This window comes from Brevibacterium sp. UCMA 11752 (assembly GCF_021532235.1).
Lineage (GTDB): Bacteria > Actinomycetota > Actinomycetes > Actinomycetales > Brevibacteriaceae > Brevibacterium > Brevibacterium antiquum.
The window spans coordinates 3937468-3950777 of the sequence record NZ_JACBOS010000003.1 but is presented as its reverse complement, the minus strand read 5'-3'; the positions used below and the strand labels follow the sequence as shown (position 1 = coordinate 3950777).

General features: G+C 63.3%; 15 protein-coding genes, 1 tRNA gene and 1 other RNA gene. 6 read left to right on the top strand and 11 right to left on the bottom strand.

Annotated features, from left to right (window positions below):
- Positions 1–103: 103 nt before the first annotated feature.
- Positions 104–391, top strand: coding sequence for an SHOCT domain-containing protein (locus HU144_RS17880; RefSeq protein ID WP_235352436.1), 288 nt, complete (start codon positions 104–106; stop codon positions 389–391).
- A gap of 31 nt (positions 392–422) precedes the next feature.
- On the opposite strand, the gene HU144_RS17875 is transcribed toward HU144_RS17880, so the two are convergent.
- Entirely contained in the window at positions 423–773 is a 351-nt protein-coding gene (locus tag HU144_RS17875; protein ID WP_235352435.1) for a helix-turn-helix domain-containing protein, read from the bottom strand.
- A 164-nt stretch (positions 774–937) separates the two neighbouring features.
- On the opposite strand from HU144_RS17875, the gene HU144_RS17870 reads away from it, so the two are divergent.
- Complete coding sequence (locus HU144_RS17870) at positions 938–1966, top strand: iron-siderophore ABC transporter substrate-binding protein (RefSeq protein WP_235352434.1); 1029 nt, start codon at positions 938–940, stop codon at positions 1964–1966.
- A 55-nt stretch (positions 1967–2021) separates the two neighbouring features.
- On the opposite strand, the gene HU144_RS17865 is transcribed toward HU144_RS17870, so the two are convergent.
- From HU144_RS17865 to HU144_RS17850, 4 genes are all read right to left on the bottom strand, one after another.
- Positions 2022–3503 (bottom strand): L,D-transpeptidase, encoded by a 1482-nt coding sequence (locus HU144_RS17865; protein WP_235352433.1) that lies wholly within the window; start codon positions 3501–3503, stop codon positions 2022–2024.
- 182 nt (positions 3504–3685) lie between these two features.
- An RNA gene (ffs, locus tag HU144_RS17860) (signal recognition particle sRNA small type) lies at positions 3686–3781 on the bottom strand.
- Positions 3782–3830: 49 nt separating this feature from the next.
- The gene (locus tag HU144_RS17855; protein ID WP_235352432.1) at positions 3831–5195 is read right to left on the bottom strand and encodes an RNA polymerase sigma factor; all 1365 of its coding nucleotides are present in this window, start codon (positions 5193–5195) and stop codon (positions 3831–3833) included.
- Positions 5162–5587: a YciI family protein gene (locus HU144_RS17850; protein ID WP_198397794.1), complete on the bottom strand. Its 426-nt coding sequence runs from the start codon at positions 5585–5587 to the stop codon at positions 5162–5164. Before HU144_RS17850 ends, HU144_RS17855 begins: the two co-directional genes overlap by 34 nt.
- 261 nt (positions 5588–5848) lie before the next feature.
- Between HU144_RS17850 and HU144_RS17845 the strand changes: the two genes are divergently transcribed.
- Positions 5849–5933, top strand: a tRNA-Ser gene (locus HU144_RS17845).
- Positions 5934–6036: 103 nt separating this feature from the next.
- On the opposite strand, the gene HU144_RS17840 is transcribed toward HU144_RS17845, so the two are convergent.
- The 3 genes from HU144_RS17840 to HU144_RS17830 form a co-directional block, all read right to left on the bottom strand.
- Positions 6037–6570 (bottom strand): type 1 glutamine amidotransferase domain-containing protein, encoded by a 534-nt coding sequence (locus tag HU144_RS17840; protein WP_235352431.1) that lies wholly within the window; start codon positions 6568–6570, stop codon positions 6037–6039.
- 182 nt (positions 6571–6752) lie between these two features.
- On the bottom strand, positions 6753–7709 hold the full coding sequence (locus tag HU144_RS17835) for an NADP-dependent oxidoreductase (protein ID WP_235352430.1): 957 nt from the start codon (positions 7707–7709) through the stop codon (positions 6753–6755).
- A 129-nt stretch (positions 7710–7838) separates the two neighbouring features.
- Entirely contained in the window at positions 7839–8441 is a 603-nt protein-coding gene (locus HU144_RS17830) for a hypothetical protein (RefSeq protein WP_235352429.1), read from the bottom strand.
- Positions 8442–8686: 245 nt separating this feature from the next.
- Between HU144_RS17830 and HU144_RS17825 the strand changes: the two genes are divergently transcribed.
- From HU144_RS17825 to HU144_RS17815, 3 genes are read left to right on the top strand one after another with little or no spacing between them, the layout of a single operon-like run.
- Positions 8687–9094 (top strand): YciI family protein, encoded by a 408-nt coding sequence (locus tag HU144_RS17825; protein WP_198397787.1) that lies wholly within the window; start codon positions 8687–8689, stop codon positions 9092–9094.
- Positions 9043–10215 (top strand): RNA polymerase sigma factor, encoded by a 1173-nt coding sequence (locus HU144_RS17820; RefSeq protein WP_235352428.1) that lies wholly within the window; start codon positions 9043–9045, stop codon positions 10213–10215. The genes HU144_RS17825 and HU144_RS17820 overlap by 52 nt, the downstream gene beginning before the upstream one ends.
- Positions 10216–10263: 48 nt before the next feature.
- The gene (locus HU144_RS17815) at positions 10264–10935 is read left to right on the top strand and encodes a DNA alkylation repair protein (protein WP_235352427.1); all 672 of its coding nucleotides are present in this window, start codon (positions 10264–10266) and stop codon (positions 10933–10935) included.
- Between the two features lie 7 nt (positions 10936–10942).
- Here HU144_RS17815 and HU144_RS17810 read toward each other — a convergent pair whose 3' ends face one another.
- From HU144_RS17810 to HU144_RS17800, 3 genes are read right to left on the bottom strand one after another with little or no spacing between them, the layout of a single operon-like run.
- Positions 10943–12370: an amidase gene (locus tag HU144_RS17810; RefSeq protein WP_235352426.1), complete on the bottom strand. Its 1428-nt coding sequence runs from the start codon at positions 12368–12370 to the stop codon at positions 10943–10945.
- 52 nt (positions 12371–12422) lie between these two features.
- Positions 12423–12764, bottom strand: a complete 342-nt coding sequence (locus HU144_RS17805; protein WP_235352425.1) for a winged helix-turn-helix domain-containing protein — start codon at positions 12762–12764, stop codon at positions 12423–12425.
- A 19-nt stretch (positions 12765–12783) separates the two neighbouring features.
- Positions 12784–13203: a hypothetical protein gene (locus HU144_RS17800; protein ID WP_235352424.1), complete on the bottom strand. Its 420-nt coding sequence runs from the start codon at positions 13201–13203 to the stop codon at positions 12784–12786.
- Positions 13204–13310: the final 107 nt, after the last annotated feature.

Sequence of the window (13310 nt, the reverse complement as noted above, 5' to 3'; positions counted from 1 at the left end):
GAGTACCTGAAGTGACTCCCGGTGGGGGATTCGCCGTGACGCCCGGCGGCGAAGGATGGATGTCATATCCACGAGCGACGTGGATTCCTGACAAGGAGGCATCATGCACATGGAACACGGACCCGCGGCCTGGCCGCTCTTCTTCCTCATCCCGATCTTCTGGGTGCTCATCATCGGATTGGTCGTCACCCTCATCATCACGCTCAACCGGCGTCGCTGGCGCCAAGCAGGGGGACCGCCCTGGGGGGATGCTCAGGGCCGTTTCGGATCGACGAAGAACGCGGAGGCGACCCTGTCTGAGCGCTTCGCCCAAGGCGATATCGACGAGGCCGAGTATCGGGCACGGCTCGAAGTGCTGAGAACCAATCAGCTCGATTCCGGGACGAGCTGAGACGACGAGCTGAGCCGACCGGACTGTGAGATCAGGCCACGAGTGAGAGCTGCGCCCGCCCACCGCTGAGCGGGACTGAGCGCCCGTCGACGGAGAACGCGGGCGCAGCTCTCGTCATGGACGAGGCAGCGAGAACGAGAACCTGAGGGAGTGCGAGGCCGAGAACCACGGCGATCGCCTCGATGACCTCCGACGATGGATCCTTGAGGCCGCGCTCGACCTCGGACAGGTACTGGGTTGACACTCCCGAGCGTCGCGACACCTGTGCCAAGGTCAGGGCCAGCTCGGTGCGGCGCAGCCGCAGCACCCGCCCGAGAGTCTCGCGCCACAGCAGCGCCGGGGCCTGATCGCCTTGTCCGTCCGTGACTCGAAGTGGTTCCATGGTGTGATCCTAGGAGCGTTCGGCTGCGGTGGCACGAGTTTCTGCTCTGAGCAGACGAATTGCAGCTGAGCAGCCGAGTTGCACCAACACCACAAGGTTAAGTTAGGCTGTCCTATGTTCATGTTGAGGGGTCGACAGCGATCCCCACAGTCGAAAGGGCAGGAATGTCAGCTCATCTCTCTCGCCGGGCCATGGCCATAGGCACCATCGTCACGCTCGCCTTCAGCGCGAGCGCCTGCAGCCAGGGCTCGGCGGATGCGGAGAAGTCGGCCTCAAGCGACTTCCAGACCGTCACGATCGAACATGCGCTGGGCAAGGCCGTCATCGAGGCCGAACCGAAGCGCGTCGTGACCCTCGGCCAGGGCTCGACCGAGACAGCCATCGCGTTGGGCAAAACCCCCGTCGGCATGGAGGAATACGCCTGGGGCAGCGATGACACCGGCTACATGCCGTGGATCCATGAGGCTGTGAAGGAGAAGGGGGACAAGCTTCCCACGCAGTTCCAGGGAGATACGGAGCTCGACGTCGAAGCCGTCGCCGAGCTCGAACCTGATGTGATCCTCGCGCCGTGGTCAGGCGTCACCGCCGATCAGTACAAGCAGCTCGACGCCATCGCACCCACGGTTGCCTACCCCAAGCAGCCGTGGACCATCGAATGGGATGAGCAGATCACCACCATCGGCAAGGCACTGGGCCAGAAGAAGGAGTCTGAGGGGCTCGTCGACGACATCAAGACGCAGCTCTCCGAAGCCAAGCGGTCCGAATACGAGGGACTCACATTCTCCTACATCTACAACGACGGACCGGGCACCCTCGGCGTCTTCTACCCCAATGAGCAGCGGGTGGCGATGGTCTCGGCACTGGGTCTGACCCCCGATCCCATCATCAACAAGCTCAAGACGAACTACGATGCTCCGGGCACGGACTCGGCTCTCATCGGCCTCGAGAACGCCGACAAGCTTGACGACTCTGACCTCATCTTCACCTTCTACTCCGATGAGAAGAGCAAGAAGGAGATCGAGTCACAGAGCGTGTACTCCAACATTCCGGCAATCAAATCCGGTGCGGTAGTCGCTCCCGAAGACCAGGCCTTCGTCACCGCTTCGTCGATCATCAACCCGCTCACCGTTCCCTGGACGCTCGAGCGCTACGTCCCGATGATCGACAAGGCAGCGAAGAAGGTCAAGAAGTAGGACGACAAGAGGCCGAGCGGCACACGGGGACGCAAGGTGGGCGCACTGCAGACAATCAGTCGAGTGCGCTCATCTTCTTCCAGTCGCCCCAGTTGTAGACCCAGTCGGAGATGTCGCTGGCGGCGGTGGACAGGCTGACGTTCGAGCCTGTGATCTCGACCGGATCGCCGAAGATCGCCGAGTCGTAGTACTGCTTGGCGCGCGCGGTCGACAGGTTGATGCAGCCGTGGGAGACATTCGCCGATCCTTGGACCCCTGTCGACCAGGGAGCGGCGTGGATGAATTCTCCGTTGTTGTGGATGCGCACGGCCCAGCGCACGTCGGTTTCGTAGTCCCACTGCTCGGACGTCATCGTGTAGTCTGCCGACTTCGACATGACCACATGCGTTCCGTTGTATGACGGAGACTTCGCCGCACCCAGCGAGGCGGGGAAGTCCATGACCTCTTTGCCGTCGCGGGTGACGGTCATGCGGTGAGACTTGGCATCGGCCTTGACGATCTGCTTGCGGCCGATGTCGAAATCAAGGGTGAGGTCGTTCTGGCCGACCGTCTTCGTCGTGGTGGGGACGTTCTTCAGTGGGGCGTCGACGGAGACCTTCGAGTGCGCGGGCCAGAAGTCCTTGGGGCGGAAGTGCAGACGTGACTGCGGATCGTCAGGCAGCCACGCCCAGGAGCCCTCGACCTTGCGCTTCTTGCCCTCGTTGTCGGTGACATTGACCGTCAGGCGACGCTCGACATCGTCACGGTACTGCTTGCTCACTGTGGAGCCGAAGCTGAGGATGATCGGTGCGCCCACGCCCACAGTCTGGTCATCGGAGAGGGTCGTGCGCACGGACATCGGCGAGGCGTCGCCGGCTGGCACCTTGACCGTGGAAGTGAAGTCGTGCTCCTGCCCATCCGCTGAGGTGGCAGTGGCCGAGAGCTCGTAGGTGCTGTCGGCGACGAGGCCGTAGGCCGAAACCCAGGCCGCAGCGTCGTCGGGAGCCAAGACCGAGTGCTCGTCCTTGGCAGCGTCCTTCTTCGCAGCGGCCTCGGTTGCAGCGGTTTCGCTTGGAGTCGCAGAGCCCGCCTCATCAGAGGACTTCTGGCTCTGGTCGGCTGCCTCGAGTTCGGCCCCGGCGGTGTCGAAGAAGACTCCAGGGTCAGATGTGATTCGGGGGTGTTCGGACTCGGTGATCGAAATGTCGCTGAGTGTCGCGTTCTCGACGCTGAGGCTGATGCGCTCACCCGGTTCGGCCGTTGACTCCGTGCCCGATTCGACGACTTTCCCGCTCTGTCCCGGGGTGGGTGACTTGGTGCCGGTCGGCTCGGCCGATGAGGTGGAACCGGAAGTCTTCGCTGACGATCTCTGCGCAGGGGACTTGGCTGCCTCGTCCTCGGAGATCGTGCCGATTCGGAAGACAGTTTCGGCAGCGGCTTCGGCAGTCTTAGCATCATCGCGAGTGGAATCGGGGTCAGAGCCCGAGGGGGTGCAGGCCGTGAGCAGAGCGATTGCCGATAGGGCAGCAACCGCCCCGTGAATCTTCTTGGGTGACAAAACAGGGATCCTCGTTCGAACAATGGGGATGAGAGCTGCAGACTATGCTAGTGAAGCCAAATCACGAAAGTATTAAAGCAATGCCTGAAATCGTCGGGAATTGCCCATTTCTCGCCGTCGAGAGTGTCCCTGACCTGGACTGACATAGGGGAGGGGGAGTTGTGGAATTGTGACCTTGAGATATGAAGGACTCCCCGTGCACCCGCCAGAGCTCGCTTACCCTTGCTGCCTTCCGGCCCTGGGGGAGTTCACAAGATGACGCCGCACGGGGAGCCATCGATCAGTGTAGTCGAGAGCATCCTCGAGGTACAAAACGAGGCGGCTGGATCAGTTGCCAGTGCTTCGTCGACGTCCACGATCGGCCTTGTCGGTGCTCTCTGCCGGCCGGCACTCAATTCTGCGAAGCTTGGCGAGGAGGATGTCGCGTTCTCGGTCATTGGCCGTCAGCGATGCCGCGCGTTCGAATTCGCCTCGCGCTTCCTGATCCCGGCCGAGGCGGGACAGGAGCTCACCGCGCACGCTGGGAACAAGGTGAAATTTCCCAAGTGCTCCCGTGGAGTCGATGTCATCGACGAGGGGGAGAGCGCGAGCTGGGCCATGCGCTTCGGCGATCGCGATCGCCTGGTTGAGCTGAGTGACAGGTGAGGGAACGGCTCGATTGAGCATGTCGTAAAGCGACGCAATGCGCACCCAATCGGTGGCCTCAACGCTACTGGCTTCGGCATGACACCAAGCGATCATGGCTTGGAGCGTATAGGGGCCGAGTGCAGCACGGAGACCTTGTGCGGTCCCAAGACTGCGAGAGCCGAGGCGTATGAGCGAGCGATCCCATTTCGATCGGTCCTGATCGGCTAACAGGATCGGCTCGCCATCCGCCCCCAGGCGGGCAGGGAATCTGGCCACGGTGAAGGCCATGAGGGCGACGAGACCGTGGACCTCCGGATCGTGTGGGAGCAGACCGGCAGTCACCCGGGTCAGTCGGAGAGCCTCCATTGCCAATTCTGGACGCATCCAGTCGGGTCCGGAGGTTGTCACGTGTCCCTCTGCGAACATGAGATAGAGGACCCCCAGCACTCCCTTGAGCCGCTTCGGCTGTTCGTCGGCCGGTGGAAGCTCGAAGGGAACCTGAGCATCTGCCAGGGCCCGCTTCGCCCGGACGATGCGCTGCTGCACTGTCGAGACTGGAATGAGGAACGCCCGGGCGATCTGTTCGCTGGAGAGTCCGCCCACAACCCGAAGCGTGAGTGCGAGCTGGGCGCTGCGACCGAGTACTGGATGACAGGCGATGAAGACGAGACGGAGTACATCATCCTCGATGTCGTCCGGATCCCAGGGGAGGCCACCCAAGTCCGCGTCCTGACGGCCTTCGAGCTCCCCGGCAAGCTTCACCAGACGATCGTCGAGTCGCTCTCGCCTTCGCCACGAATCGATTGCCCGACGCTTGGCAACCGTGGTCAGCCACGCGGCCGGGTTAGCCGGAACTCCGGATTTCGGCCACTGGGACAGCGCATCGGTCACTGCCTCCTGGGCGAGATCCTCGGCGAGCCCGAAATCGCCGACGTAGCGGGTCAGGGCCGCGATGATCTTCGCTGCCTCGATCCGCCACGTCGCGGCGATGACCCGGTGAACCGCATCGGTGTCATCGGCTGGGGCACTGGTCAACTGCCGGCCAGTTTCCCTTCGGCGATCCATTCCTGTTCCTTCTGGATCCACTCATTGTCCTGAGGAAAGTCCTCCGGTCCATTGACGCGTCGCACCTCGATCTGGGATCCGGCGCCCAAAGGGGCCCGCTTGGCCCACTCGATCGCTTCCTCCTGGGACGAGACCTCGACCATCCAGAAGCCGTTGAACAGCTCCCGCAATTCTCCATAGGGACCGTCTGTGACGACGGGATCGTCCTCACTGAAGTCGACGACTGCCCCTTCGGAGGCATCGGAGAGTCCGGCGCCGTCGGCCATGACCCCGGCGTTGACCATGGATTCGTTGTAGGCACCCATGTCGGCGATGATCTTCTCGAAATCGGCGGTTTCGTAGGCGTCCACAGCGGTCTGGTCGACTGCGCGCATGATGAGCATGAACTTCATGATGACTCCTTAGTCAGCAATGTTTCAGAGAGTCTCGGTCGAGACTCTCTCATGCACTACGTCGAACAAGTTTATGCCGCGTCGACACACGGCGGGAAAATTTTCTGCGCCCATTTCAACCGCCCTCTACTGGCTCGACCTGGGGCAGGGAGGTGAGGGCAAAGGCAGCTGAGGAGCGATTTCACCAACACTTAGTGTGATGGTTCACACTCGGCCGTCAGGATTTCGCATTGTCGACATGACTCGGATAGGCTGGCTCGCGGAGGATTCGCCTAGTGGCCTATGGCGCTCGCCTGGAACGCGGGTTGGGTTAACGCCCTCAGGGGTTCGAATCCCCTATCCTCCGCAGAGAGAAGAAGGCTCCCGTCCGAGAACATTTCGGATGGGAGCCTTCTTCGTTCGCTGTGCACAGGCGCATCAGCCTGCTCTAGCGCCTCAGCCCCAGGGCCTCAGCCCAGCGCGTTCGCGATGGCTGCGTTGAACGCGTCGAGGTCGCCGGGGTTGCGCGAGGTGATGAGATTGCCGTCGACGACGACCTCGGAATCCTCCCACTCCGCTCCGGCGTTGACCAGATCGGTCTTCGTCGAGACGAATGAGGTCAGCTTCCGCCCCTTGGCCACGCCTGATTCGGCGAGGATCCATGGTGCGTGGCAGATCGCGGCCACAGGCTTGTCTGCCGCGAAGAACGCCTTCACCAGTGCCACAGCGTCCTCGTCGAGGCGCAGGGCATCCGCATTGAGGGTGCCGCCGGGAAGCACGAGCGCATCGAAGTCCTCAACCTTGGCTGCAGAGACGGAGACGTCGACGGTGAACTCATCGGCATGGTCCCAGTCACCGTTCATCGCCTGCAATGTGCCGTCCGAGGGCGAGACGATGACCGTTGTGGCTCCGGCTTCGTCAAGTGCTCCGCGGGGGCTGGTGAGCTCGACCTGCTCGACCCCGCGGGTGAGGAGGAATGCAACTTTCTTGTCTGAGATTGCCATGATGCTTACTCCTAGTCAGTTGTCGGATCCGACTCGTCGCAGACGATCTGACATCGTCGTATGCGATCTCTCAGCACCGGGTGCTGTTCGTCGGTGTCGTCAAGGAGAACGCACCGACCCGGCCCCAGTATTCCTGCCGGCCACAGTATTCCTGAGCGCCCACCATCGGAGGCGACCTGGGATCAGCTGCTGAGGAACTCGCGCTGATCGTTGGTGAGGGGATCGGCGCCGACGCGGAGGACCACCTTGCCGGCAGGGTGTGAGCCCCTGAGGAAACGGTAGGCGCTCTGGACCTCGTCGAGTGAGAAGACCCCGGCGACGGGCACGTGCACATGTCCGTAGGCGATCGCTGTGGCAAGCCACGCCAGGTCACCGCGTTCAGCCGCAGTCTCGCCGGCGATGCTCACCCCGTACGTGTCGGCGACCTGTGGTCCCGCACCGATCGAATTGATGCGCCCGGCGAGAATGTCGAGACTCAGCAGCTGCTTGATCTCGGCCTCGTCCTGGGTCGAGAAAGCGGCATCGATGCCCTCAGGAACCGCCTCCCGCAGGCGGGCCTCGAGTCCCTCACCATAGGTGATGGGTTCGATGCCGAGATTGCGCAGAGCATCATGGTTGCCTTCGCTGGCAGTGCCGATGACGCGGGCGCCCAAGTTGAGCGCCAATTGGGCTGCGATGATTCCGACTCCGCCCGAGGCACCGGTGACGAGGACGGTCTCACCTTCGGTGATCACCAGGGCGCGGATGCCCGCGATGGCGGTGCGCCCGGCAATGTAGAGGCCTCCGGCTGTGTCGATGCCGAGACCCCGAGGTATCTTGTCGAGTCGTTCTGCCGGGTCCCGGATGAGCAGATGAGTCGTCTGCGTGCGGTGTGGCCGTCCCCCGAAGACGAGATCGCCGGGGGAGAAGTCGGTGACACCCTCACCAACCTTGTCCACGACTCCCGAGAAGTCGGCGCCGTTGCCCTTCGTGCCGGTGGCCTGCCCGAAGGCTCCACCGATGACGGCGAGATCGACGGGGTTGAGTCCGGCATAGCGGACGGCGACTCGGACCTCACCTGGACCGACTGAGGGGGCGTTCGCCTCGGCGATGTGGAGCTGGTCGATATCGCCGTTCTGGGTGTACTGGACACTGCGCATGATGGGAATGCTCCTCGCTGGTCGATGTGGCAGGTGCACGGGCTGTAAAGGTGTGCACCCGCCATAACCATCTGCGGTCGCGAGTTGTTCCGCAGCCTCGGCCGACACCAGCGGTGCCAGCAGCTAGGCTCAGTTGAAGCTGGGGAAGTCGAGCTTGTAGCCGACGTAGTTGCCTGAGACCGATGTGACCTTGACCGTGCCGTAGCGCTTCTCGCCGTAGGCGGTGACGTTGCAGGAGGCCGAGCCTTGCTTGGAGATGACCATCAGGTCGTTGAGGCATTCGACCTCGTCGACTGTCGTCCCCTGCTTGGAGTACGCCTTCTCAATGTCCTTCTCGAGGAGGGAGGCGGGAATGGTGCCGTTGCCGTGCTCATCGATGTCGAATCCGGGGTCATCGGCGCTGGCATGTTCGCCGCTGGAACTCGATGATCCTTCACCCGCCGAGGTGGAAGTGCTGTAGCCGTCACTTGACGACGAGCCCTGACTCGGCGAGGAATCGGGGGAGTCCCCGGCGGCGTCGTTCGACTGAGACTCCTCCGGCGATTCCTCAGCAGGATTCGCGGCCTCTTGCAGCTCGTCAGGATTCGCTGACGTCTCGTCGTCCTCCTGGCCCTGCGTCTGCTCCTGCTCGGGAGTGCCGAAGGAGATGTTCATATCGCAGGCCGAGAGTGACAGTGCTGCCGCAACTGCGCCGGCGACGGTGATGGTCCGAATGATCTTCGTGGTCTTCATGGTGAACTCCTGATGAGGTGAAGGTGATGTGTATGAGTTCACTCTGTCAACGGAATCCGCCGAGGTGGGGGCGTGTGTGTTCGCATTCGGAGACGTGTGTTCCAGGTTGGTGACAACCGCACATCGGAGACTATCCGTGGAAGAATCGAAGGAAATCTCGCCGAGGATGTCGAGAATGCGCATGTGGCTCCGTCCCAGGGATGTCAGCGAAGTTCGCGACGAGCAAATCATTAGAGGAGAAGATCATGGCTAAGTACCTGATGCTCAAGCACTACACGATGGCCCCCGAGTACATGCAGTACACCCCGATGGAGGAGTGGACGCCGGGCGAAGTCGACGCGCACATCGGCTACATGAACGACTTTGCGGCGAGGCTGAAGGCCAGCGGCGAATTCGTCGACTCCCAGGCACTGTCGCCCGAAGGGACCTTCGTCCGCTTCGACGGAGAGGGCAAGCCGCCGGTCACCGACGGTCCCTTCCCTGAGACCAAGGATCTCATCGCCGGGTGGATGGTCATCGACGTCGAGTCCTACGATCGGGCGCTCGAACTTGCGGGCGAACTCTCGGCGGCACCGGGTGCCGGCGGCGAGCCGATCCGGGAGTGGCTCGAACTCCGTCCGTTCATGGGTGTGACCCCATCTACGACGGACTGAGGGAGCTCGTTCCCATCGTGATCGGCATCCTCGAGCGGAGGGGAGCAGACTTCGCCACCGCCGAGGATGCCGTTCAGGAGGCGCTGATCGAGGCGTTTCGCACGTGGCCGGAGAACGAACCCCGGGACATGAAGGGGTGGCTGATCACGGTCGCCTGGCGGAAGTTCCTCGACCGCGTCCGTGCGGAGTCCGCGCGGACTGCGCGGGAGGAACATGCCTTTGCACTGGACACGGATGCGGCGACCACCTCGGCCGATGACACCGTCGCTCTCTATTTTCTGTGCGCCCATCCGGACCTCAGCCCAGCCTCGGCGGTGGCCCTGACCCTGCGGGCCGTCGGCGGACTGACGACCCGGCAGATCGCCGAGGCCTATCTCGTGCCCGAGGCGACGATGGCTCAGCGCATCTCTCGGGCCAAACGCACCCTGTCCGGACGCAGACTCAACCGCCCGGGAAGCATCTCCGCCGTCCTCATGATCCTCTATCTCGTCTTCAACGAGGGCTACTCCGGTGACATCGACCTCGCAGCAGAAGCCATCCGTCTCACCCGGGTGCTGGCCGCATCGATCGACCATCCCGAGGTCTCCGGGCTGCTGGCGCTCATGCTCATCCACCATGCCCGGCGCGAAGCTCGCTTCACCGCCGATGGGGCTCTGATCACTCTGACCGACCAGGACCGTTCCCGGTGGGACTCCCACCTCATCGCCGAGGGCATCGGCATTCTGCAGACCGCGCTCGCCCGCGAGGAACTCGGCGAATTCCAGGTGCAGGCGGCCATCGCCGCTCTTCACGCCGATGCACAACGAGTCGAGGACACCGACTGGCCCCAGATCGTCGAGTGGTACGACGAGCTGCTCAAGTTCCACGACAGCCCGATCGCTTCCCTCAACCGAGCTGTCGCGATCGGTGAAGCCGACGGGCCGGCGGCCGGACTGGCCCAACTGGACAGACTCGATGAGACTCTGCCGCGCTACTTCGCCGTCGAAGCCCACCTGCGAGAACGGGCAGGCGAAGATGAGGCGGCGGCGCAGCTCTACGTCAGGGCCGCGGCCCAGTCGAGCAACCTCGCCGAACGTGACCACCTCATCCGTCAGGCGGCCCGCCTGAACTCTGAGCACTGAACTCCGAACGCTGAGGACCGGGCGCCGAACTCGCGATAGTCTGATCGCATGGTTGAAGCAAGCGTGCACAGCGTCATGGAGACACTGGCGACGATGGAGGATCCCAAGGCCCGTGCCGTCAACGAGAAGCACGGTGACGATCACGGTGTGAATCTGACGAAGCTGCGGGCCGTGGCCAAGGAACTGAAGAAGAACGAGGAGCTCGCCGTCGAACTGTGGGAAACCGGGGATAGCGCGGCGCGTCTCGTCGCGATCCTCATCATGCGCCCCCGCAGCTATGACGCGGAGCGCTTCGACGCCATGCTGCGCGATGCACGTGTGCCGAAGGTCCACGCTTGGTTGGTCAACTACATCGTCAAGAAGTCGAAGCATGCCGAGACACTGCGCCTGAGCTGGATGGCCGACCCCGATCCGGTCGTGGCTTCGGCCGGCTGGGCACTGACCAGCGAGCGCGTGAACAAGTCGCCCGAAGGCCTTGACCTGCCTGGTCTCCTCGACATCATCGAGGCTCAGATGCTCGACGCCGAAGAGCGCCTGCAGTGGGCGATGAACGAGACCCTGTCCTATATCGGCATCGAGAACGAACAGCTGCGTCCACGTGCCATCGCAATCGGCAACCGCCTCGGTGTCCTCAAGGACTATCCGACCCCGCCGAACTGCACCTCCCCCTTCGCGCCGACCTGGATCACAGAGATTGTGGCCCGCCGAGAGGCGCAGTGAGCGTCGTCTAGACCGCCACGATATGCGGGTGCTGTCGGTGGAAATCGGTGGCCTGTTGGAACGCGTGCCCCGCGGCCAACAGCAGACTCTCCTGAAAGTCACCGGCGACGAACTGAGCAGCCAGAGGGGTGCCGCGATCGGAGAATCCGGCGGGCAGGGTGATCGAGGGCATGCCGCAGTTGTCGATCGGTGCCGTCGGAACCGTCACCGCGGCAAACAGTTCGGCATCCGAGCCGAGGTTCTCCATCTGCGTGATCGTCGGCGAGGCGGCTCCGATGCCCGGAAGCAGCAGCAGGTCGATATCGGCCATGAGGCCGCGCATACGACCGGTGAACGCCCGCCTGGATTCGAGCAGCTCGTGGTAGTCGACGGCGCTCAGTCCGCGCCCGATCTCGATGAGCCCGGCGAGGTCGGGTCCGTATTCGGCTGATCTCGAGGGGTAGTTCTCCGCATGAACGCCCGCAGTCTCGATTCCGCACAGCGCAGTCCATTCCTGTGCCGCTTCGGGGAACCCGGGGGTGCGCACATCGAGGACGCGCCAACCGAGGTCGATGAGCACCTCAATCGTGGACTCGAGCATCTCATTGGTCGCCTCATCGAAATGCTCGGCGGCCAGTTCGCGGTCGAAGCCGACGACCGGAGCATGGTCGAGTTCGAGCTGCCGGCTGTAGCGGGGGACCGGTTCGAGGGCAGAGGTCGGGTCGTTGGGATCATGCCCGGCGATGGCCTCGAGGATGATGGCGGCGTCCCGTGCGCTGCGCGTCATCGGGCCGATGTGGTCGAGGCTCGGTGCCAGCCCGAAGATGCCGTTGCGCGAGACCCGGCCCCACGTGGGTTTGAGTCCGGTGACCCCATTCGCCGAGGAGGGCAGCCGGATCGATCCGCCCGTGTCCGAGCCCAGGGAGCCGTAGCAGAGGCCGGCGGCGGTCGCGACGCCCGAACCGGATGAGGAGACTCCTGACCAGGTGTTCGGTTCCCAGGGATTGACCGGAGTCGGCAGGTCGGGGTGGTGGCCGGTGAATGCGCCTTCGGTCAGTCGCAGCTTCCCGAGGATCACGGCCCCGGCGGCCCGCAGGCGCGCGACGACGGTGGCATCGTAGTCTGGCCGGAAGTCCGCGTGGATCGTGGTGCCCGCGCCCGTCGGCGCGTCGTGGGTGTAGGCCAGGTCCTTGACCGCCAGCGGCACGCCGTGCAGCGGTCCCAGCCAGTCCCCGCGAGCCAGGCGCGCATCGAGGGCATCGGCTTCGGCCAGTGCCGATTCCCGCATCAGGGTGACGAAGGACAGAAGGTGGGAGTCGAGCTCGGCGATCCGATCGAACATGGCCTGCGTGGCGTCTCTGGAGCTCAGTCGCCCTGACCTGATGAGTTCCGATACTTCGTGCAGTTCGCGGAACTCGAGTCCGCTTTTCGCCGAGGTTGTGCTGCTGCTGGCCATGGACGCCTCCTTGCATCGGTTTTCCTCATGCTATCGGGGAAAGTCCGGAAGGTCACTGCTGGTCAGATCCACCACCGGCGAGTTCCCGCAGGGCTTGGACGTGAGCGTCGAGACGATCGCGGCCTCCCGAGGTGATAGACACCCAGGTGCGGGGCCGCTTGCCGACGTAGCCCTTGCTGACCTCGATCATGCCTGCCTTCTCGAGAGCGGAGATGTGTCGAGAGAGCACTGAGTCTGAGACCCCGAGAGAATCGCGCAGGAGTTTGAATTCGGCCCTGTCCCGATTCTTCAGGCTCGCCACGATTCCGAGTCGCGTGGGATTGCCCAGATCTGATTCGATCCGAGCCAGGGAGGCGCCGAGGTCGGGGATCGTCTCGTGTGATTCGTTCTTCATTCCGGTGCCTCGCCCCTTCTCAGCGGCGCAGACCGAAGAGGGCCATGATGGGGGAGAGGACCCAGAGGAAGCCGGCGGCAGCGAACGGCACCCAAGAAGTGGGGGTGAACGAGTCGACGATGATCGCTGTGAAGAAGGCGACGAAGATCAGCGGCAGCCAGGTGCAGAGCAGGACGGTCGAACGACGACTCCAGCTCAGAGCCTTGACGACATAGACGATGATGGCCGGCACCAACCAGGCGCCTCCTGCGCCGAGGAGGATCAGCTGAGTCGTATTGTCCTCGATGATCCCCACGGCGAGGATTCCCACGGAGACGGCTGCGCTGTAGACGAAGAGCATCGTGACCAGCGGCCAGGCGTCGCCGGATCGGGCCTGAGTCTGGTGTGACTCGACCCGCGAAAGAAGGTCCTCTGCCTGCTGCGGAGTGGGCGTGCTCATGACAACTCCTTCGTTGCTGTCTTCACCGAGATGCGGTGTCCTCCGAGTGGAAGTGATTACAGACTAGCAAGTACTTTCCATGTTGGAAAGTACTTTCGCGAAGTTCA

Bases quoted from the DNA above. Each gene is read 5' to 3' on its own strand.
- HU144_RS17880 (WP_235352436.1), top strand. From the start codon at position 104: ATGCACATGGAACACGGACCCGCGGCCTGGCCGCTCTTCTTCCTCATC.
- HU144_RS17875 (WP_235352435.1), bottom strand. From the start codon at position 773: ATGGAACCACTTCGAGTCACGGACGGACAAGGCGATCAGGCCCCGGCG.
- HU144_RS17870 (WP_235352434.1), top strand. From the start codon at position 938: ATGTCAGCTCATCTCTCTCGCCGGGCCATGGCCATAGGCACCATCGTC.
- HU144_RS17855 (WP_235352432.1), bottom strand. From the start codon at position 5,195: ATGGATCGCCGAAGGGAAACTGGCCGGCAGTTGACCAGTGCCCCAGCC.
- HU144_RS17850 (WP_198397794.1), bottom strand. From the start codon at position 5,587: ATGAAGTTCATGCTCATCATGCGCGCAGTCGACCAGACCGCTGTGGAC.
- HU144_RS17840 (WP_235352431.1), bottom strand. From the start codon at position 6,570: ATGGCAATCTCAGACAAGAAAGTTGCATTCCTCCTCACCCGCGGGGTC.
- HU144_RS17835 (WP_235352430.1), bottom strand. From the start codon at position 7,709: ATGCGCAGTGTCCAGTACACCCAGAACGGCGATATCGACCAGCTCCAC.
- HU144_RS17830 (WP_235352429.1), bottom strand. From the start codon at position 8,441: ATGAAGACCACGAAGATCATTCGGACCATCACCGTCGCCGGCGCAGTT.
- HU144_RS17825 (WP_198397787.1), top strand. From the start codon at position 8,687: ATGGCTAAGTACCTGATGCTCAAGCACTACACGATGGCCCCCGAGTAC.
- HU144_RS17815 (WP_235352427.1), top strand. From the start codon at position 10,264: ATGGTTGAAGCAAGCGTGCACAGCGTCATGGAGACACTGGCGACGATG.
- HU144_RS17810 (WP_235352426.1), bottom strand. From the start codon at position 12,370: ATGGCCAGCAGCAGCACAACCTCGGCGAAAAGCGGACTCGAGTTCCGC.
- HU144_RS17805 (WP_235352425.1), bottom strand. From the start codon at position 12,764: ATGAAGAACGAATCACACGAGACGATCCCCGACCTCGGCGCCTCCCTG.
- HU144_RS17800 (WP_235352424.1), bottom strand. From the start codon at position 13,203: ATGAGCACGCCCACTCCGCAGCAGGCAGAGGACCTTCTTTCGCGGGTC.